Genomic DNA, 5,942 nt, shown 5'->3' with positions numbered 1-5,942 from the left:
AATATGTCTTTGAAATAGTTTTTCTCCATCATCATTAGTAACTGTTTCTTTAACTTCTTTATTGATTTTTTTTCTTTGTGTATCTCCGATTAAGTCCTTTTCCCAAGCTTTCAAAATTACACCTCTTTTATATTATAATTTATAATCTGTATCGTATTATAAAAATTAGATAATTTCAAGGTGTTTTGATTATTTTTATAATCTATTTTAGATTATATTTTATAACAAATATGATTATGGTCTGTAACGTATGTGATTATAATTTATAATAAATACGATTATAGTTAATAACGTATATGATTATAGTTAATTCACAGAAATGTTGTTATATCAATGTTTATAGAGTTTTATCTCTTCTTTTCTTTTATTTTATGTAGATGTTTTTTGTATTGTCTTGTTGGGTTCTGAAGAGACATTATGTTAACTAAGGTTGTATATCGTATATAGTCTAAAAACCGAAAAAACTACCCTGGTGTGTGATAGGGTAGCTTTTTCGGTTACGTAATTGAGTTTCATAAGTGATGCCTCATTGCATCTTGGATAGTTTGTTCAAAAATACAACTTTTATTCTTCTTAGTTATAATCACATACAGTGTAGATTTCATAACATGTTTGAAATGGAAATATTAGCCCATTTTACATATTTAAAAGTTGAACAAACTCATTGTTTATTATTTTCACATATGATGTTTCAACCCATGTGTATTAAAGCCTTTACTCCTTTAGTCAAATTTGATAAAAAAAGGAGTGTTTATATGTCTAGTTATGGTGGATCTGGTTTTGCTTTACTTGTTGTACTATTTATTCTTCTAGTCATCATTGGATGCAGTTGTTATGGCGGCGGCTACGGCGGTTGCTAATAATTAGAGATTATTTTTATTTTAATTATTAATGATTCTTTGTTCTCGACGTAAAAAAGTTAGCTTAATGCTAGCTTTTTTTACTTTATCTATGTACTGAAAATTGCCTTCTTCTGCATATAAATTAATTTCTATTATATAGGACCCTTTTTATCTAGAAAGAATAAGATTCTATCTTGAAAGTAAATAATTTTTTTCACGCTTTTCTTACTATATTTATAGCGAACAACATAAACATTCTATAGAAGAAAATTACTTCTATAGGAGGTTTTTATGGATCAAAAAAATCAAAACCATCAATTAGACCAAATAAAACAAATGCAACAAATGTTTAAAGCGAATATGAAAACTCAACCTTATCCTATGTATCCTAACTATGGGAAGATTACACGTTATCAAGAAATCCCGATAAGTTTACCTGAACAACGCCAGCTGCGTCATCCCGGAGTGGAAAAACTTATGGTACCCCTTCCTATTATCGAAAACCCGAACTACAAAGGGAGTGGGAAGTTAAGAGGAAAAGTAGCACTTATTACAGGAGGTGACAGTGGTATCGGTGCAGCAGTAGCAATTGCGTTTGCCAAAGAAGGCGCAGATGTTGCTATTTCATACTTAGATGAACATGAGGATGCGAATAGAACAAAAACAAGGATTGAACAACTCGGACAACGTTGTTTTCTAATGCCTGGTGACTTGCGAGACAAACAACAGTGTATCTCGATTGTAGAACAAACAGTAAATACGTTTGGGCGTCTCGATGTTCTTTGTAACCACGTTGGTATCCAATTCCAACAATTAAGTTTGCTTGACATTACAGATGAGCAATTCGATGACACCTTTAAAGTTAATATATACTCTCATTTTTACACAACAAGAGCAGCGCTTCCTCATTTAAAACCAGGTAGCTCAATCATTGGCACTTCCTCAGTGGTAACATATGTAGGCGAGCAGCAAATGATTGATTATACGGCCACAAAAGGCGCAATAGTTGGTTGGACACGTGCCTTGGCTAAAAATGTTGTGAAACAAGGGATTCGAGTCAATGCTGTCGCCCCTGGCCGAATTTGGACCCCACTTATTTCAGCAAGTTTCTCGTCAGACCAAGTCGCTGTATATGGAGCATTTAATCCAATGGAACGAGTTGCTCATCCATTTGAACTTGCACCAACCTTTGTCTATCTTGCTTCTGATGATTCTCGTTTTGTTACTGGTCAAGTTCTTCATGTTGATGGAGGGGAATCCACACATTCTTAATTGAAGGAGGTTACCATTTTGAGGTATGAATTTAATCCAGAAGTAAAATTATTGCTAGTAAACCATTCAGATAAAAAAGTAAAGATGGTCTATATGGAGGATTCCTGGCCAATGTCTAAAATAGGACTTAGACCACCATACTATTGCTATCCAAATTATGAGCTGAATTATCCAATAATTTAATCTTTCGGAGTACGGACTTCTGTGGAAATATCGATTGTCAGCTTCAACAACGCTCTTTCCTCCCCTGAACCCTCTTGGCACCCAAACAATCACGTTTGCAATTTCCTGCTTGTATGAAAGCAGGAAATATTACTTTGCATTTGAATACTAGTACTATAATTCTAAAACGAAAATGGGGGATAGTAGGATGCTGGTAAAAAAGATGTTAAATGGCATTATGATGAAAGAAATCACCATTAAAGAATTAGCTGATCAGTATGATGTAAGTACTCGTACGATTCAATTAAAGATTAAGAAATTAGGCTATGAATGGGACAGTAAGGAAAGTATTTATCGCTATGTTGGACAAGAATCAGAGCCTTTAGATGTTGATTTTAGTACCCTTATCTCTAAAAACAGTAAAATGCTAGCAGAACAAAAGCTGGCTACTAGCGAAGTAGCAGCTAGTATGAGCTATGTTGATGAAAGCGAAAGTACGAGCACTAGTTCTTCAAAAGCTAGTACAGTAGATGCAATTGATTTGTTGTTGCAAAGTCCAAAAGACCGTTCAAAACGAGTCTATCGAGGTTTTTATTTTGATGATGATGTGTTAAATATTATTGATCGAGTCCCTAAAAGTTATAAATCAGAATTAGTAAATGAAGCTTTGAGAAAAGTGTTTAAGGAGAAGGGATTATTAGACTGAAAAGAAAAGCAGGCTTAAGCCTGCTTTTTAGCCTTAAAGGCACTTATATGGTTATGAAATACGTATTATTTTCTCTGAAGGTTCTTCATGTAGATTTTGAAATTGTTGAACAGCGTCTGTCATAGATTCCGTATTCAATTTCTTTAAGATACTTTTTCTTTGATTTTTAATGGTGCTTTCTTCTTTATGGAGAAGGTTTTGTATTTCTGAAATAGAATGACCGTCAATAGCTAGAGCAAAGACTTCTTGTTCTGCTTGAGTTAGTTGGTTCATGAAGACTTTCTCTTTTAGCATTTTACATTCTTCTTCTACACTCTTTAGTCGAGCAACTTCATCTACTAAATCGGAAGCTAGACTTAGAACATGTTCAATGCCTATTAATAATTTTTCAGTTTGATCCATGATAAGACCCTCCTATTTTTTGAGGGCAACCCATGCTATAATAAAATTGCATTCGAAAATTCATTAAGCAATGGGGTGTTTCTCTGCCAGGAGAAATGCCCTTTTTGTTTTGTTGTGTCTAATCTTGATGCAAATCGTTTGAATCACCCCCCTTAATTTTCTTCGTCTTCAGTTAACGCCGAAAGGTTTTTATATCTAAGTAAGATATCCATTCTTGATTTTTTACCGCCTTTGAAGATTTGATCAGGGTTTACTTCATAATGACCGTTTTTAACTTTCTTTAAGAAATCACTTTCTTGTAGAGCTGTCATTGTATCTGCAATAGTTCTTCTGGAAATGCCCGTCTCTTTTTCGATCATTGAATATGTATATAAAAACTGATTTTCTTTGTTAAGATTGTCCATAATAAAAGTTAGTATATGAATTTTCTTATTCCCAATTAAATCAAGAGATTGAATTACATGACCTAACCAAACTTTATGAAAGTTAGCGTCTCTTTCTTCAATTTCAGTAACATTCATTTCAACGATTTCACCAGTATCTTGGTTTATATATTTCTGAGTTCCTGAAAACTTTATTTTCTTTCTAGTAGTCATTATTTTTTTCTTTTTTCCTTTTTCATTCATAAATCGGTCACCTCAAATTTCTATATTTAGTATACTTTTATTATACTAAATGGTTTACCAAGAAATCAACGGTTTAATTTAATTAAACCAAAAGGTGCAAAAAATTAAACCGAAAGGTGCAAAAAATTAAACCGATAGAAACCCTCTTAAACTACTGATATATCAACGTTTTTAACCAATTCACTACTTTTTTTACTCTTATCTATAATTAATAAGGGCTATTTTTCATGCAAGGTTCGAGTAGTATTTTTTAAGAAAATCACTTAAAAAATCTCCACTCTTTTCTCCTTGCATTTCAAATTTCGGCAGGATTGGTTATATCGCCAAGCCGAACATACCCAAAACGAAGTTTAAGATGATCGGCTTGTGACAACCATTATACCTGCCGAACCGCCAGAGCAGCCGTCCATAGTTGGCACTTTTACTAAAATAAGTTACACAAACGGGGACTAGTCCCCGAACCCCTAGCCAGCACGCCACCCCAAAACGAAGGGGGCAAAAAAAGTGATATATTTATATTAAATAAAATGCAGGAAAACTAATTCGTTGCGCCGTATTGCTTAGCGTAGCGAGTATAGGAGGCAATATGAAAGAATATCAAAGTAGCCAAATAGCAGGGATTGTGGGCATATCGGTCGCTACAGTACGTAAGTATGCACAGTACATGGAAAAAGCGGGCTATATGTTCCTTAGAAATGAAAGCGGCCATAGAGTGTTCTTAGATAAGCATATTTTATTATTTAAAGAGTTTAATGGCCTCTCAAAGACAGGAAATTTGTCTTTGGGCCATATTGCCAATACGCTAGCTGCTAAATATAATGACTTAAAACTTGAAGAAAATGATGAGCATATTGGGTGCGAAGCGGCAACCGATACGACCTTGATAGACAAGGGTTCAGAGGATAAAATTACCCTAACAGATGAGCAATATAATTCCTTAATAAATAAGCTTGATAAGCTCGCTACGCTGGACGATATAGTGGAACAGCTTGAACAACAAAAAGAGTTTAATAAAATGCTGATGGAACAATTAGAACAGCAACAAAAATACATTGAACAAAGATTAGATAAAAGAGATAGTCAATTGATTGAGTCCATGAGAAATTCTATGGATCAACGCCAAGCTATGATTGAAGCTGCTGTGGCTAAGAATTCTAAAAACAAATGGTGGGAGTTTTGGAAGCTTTAATTTACGGTAAGTTTTACAAACAATATAAGTTCCTACGTTATTGACAACTTTAATAATGTATCAAGAACGGTATATAGTATGTTTTTCATCATATGTAAGAGAAGATTTATTAAAAAATGGCACCTTAAAGGTGTCTTTTTCTTTGTACCATGACATGTTCTATATGATATTTACCCCTTATGTTTGTTATAGAGGTAATTGTCAGCTTTATTTAAAAACAAAAGCGAATAGCATGTGATTTTCAAGATACTTTTCTATAGATAACATTAATTACGTTAGTAATCAGTTAACTATAAAAACCTTCTTCTGTTTTTTCATTGTTTTATTTTTAGAATGTGATGATGGGGGCATTGGAAATAATGTCGGGAATTTACGAATAGATATATAGCATGAATATAGATAAGACCGCCTTATACACTGATAGATAATGGGCGGTCTTTGTTATGTATATGAGGCTTTATTTAAAAGTGAAATAGGGGTGCTGAGATGATTATTATAGTGATTTGTATTGGTTTATTATTAATCTTCTTCTTAGCAAAGAGAAAATTTGAAAAAGGATTAACAGAAATTTATACAATCAATCAATTTGTTAACGGGGAAAATGGAATGTTAGCTAGTAACTCAAGGTTACTTGATAGAGTTTTTAAAGATGTTTTTGAAAAAGGGGAAGAGAATGATTCCACGGATGATCCTTTTATAGATATAGGCGATGGAGATGATGGTGGAGAGTAAATACAAAAAAA

7 protein-coding genes are annotated in these 5,942 nt (G+C 33.3%); 5 read left to right on the top strand and 2 right to left on the bottom strand.

From position 1 onward, the window contains the following. Nucleotides 1–755: 755 nt before the first annotated feature. The 3 genes from OK414_RS29350 (at nucleotide 756) to OK414_RS29340 (ending at nucleotide 2,982) form a co-directional block, all read left to right on the top strand. A complete protein-coding gene (locus tag OK414_RS29350) occupies nucleotides 756–860 on the top strand; it encodes a YjcZ family sporulation protein (protein ID WP_182030776.1) in 105 nt (34 codons plus the stop codon). Between the two features lie 273 nt (nucleotides 861–1,133). Beyond that, nucleotides 1,134–2,114 carry an SDR family oxidoreductase gene (locus OK414_RS29345; protein WP_182030778.1) on the top strand — a complete coding sequence of 327 codons (981 nt, stop codon included), beginning with the start codon at nucleotides 1,134–1,136 and terminating at the stop codon, nucleotides 2,112–2,114. Nucleotides 2,115–2,484: 370 nt separating this feature from the next. Next, nucleotides 2,485–2,982: an HTH domain-containing protein gene (locus tag OK414_RS29340; protein ID WP_182030780.1), complete on the top strand. Its 498-nt coding sequence runs from the start codon at nucleotides 2,485–2,487 to the stop codon at nucleotides 2,980–2,982. A 51-nt stretch (nucleotides 2,983–3,033) separates the two neighbouring features. Here the strand turns inward: OK414_RS29340 and OK414_RS29335 are convergent, their stop codons facing one another. Together OK414_RS29335 and OK414_RS29330 are read right to left on the bottom strand one after the other, a co-directional pair. Continuing rightward, nucleotides 3,034–3,384 (bottom strand): response regulator transcription factor, encoded by a 351-nt coding sequence (locus tag OK414_RS29335; RefSeq protein WP_182030782.1) that lies wholly within the window; start codon nucleotides 3,382–3,384, stop codon nucleotides 3,034–3,036. A gap of 152 nt (nucleotides 3,385–3,536) precedes the next feature. Next, nucleotides 3,537–4,010: a replication/maintenance protein RepL gene (locus tag OK414_RS29330; RefSeq protein WP_182030784.1), complete on the bottom strand. Its 474-nt coding sequence runs from the start codon at nucleotides 4,008–4,010 to the stop codon at nucleotides 3,537–3,539. Nucleotides 4,011–4,596: 586 nt separating this feature from the next. Here OK414_RS29330 and OK414_RS29325 point away from each other — a divergent pair. Continuing rightward, entirely contained in the window at nucleotides 4,597–5,199 is a 603-nt protein-coding gene (locus OK414_RS29325; protein ID WP_182030786.1) for a hypothetical protein, read from the top strand. Between the two features lie 486 nt (nucleotides 5,200–5,685). Further along, the gene (locus OK414_RS29320) at nucleotides 5,686–5,931 is read left to right on the top strand and encodes a hypothetical protein (RefSeq protein ID WP_182030788.1); all 246 of its coding nucleotides are present in this window, start codon (nucleotides 5,686–5,688) and stop codon (nucleotides 5,929–5,931) included. Nucleotides 5,932–5,942 lie beyond the last annotated feature (11 nt).

It is taken from the genome of Priestia sp. JV24, from assembly GCF_025910025.1.
GTDB lineage: Bacteria > Bacillota > Bacilli > Bacillales > Bacillaceae_H > Priestia > Priestia megaterium.
The sequence above is the reverse complement of the archived record's forward strand: the minus strand, read 5'-3'. Positions and strand labels throughout refer to the sequence as shown.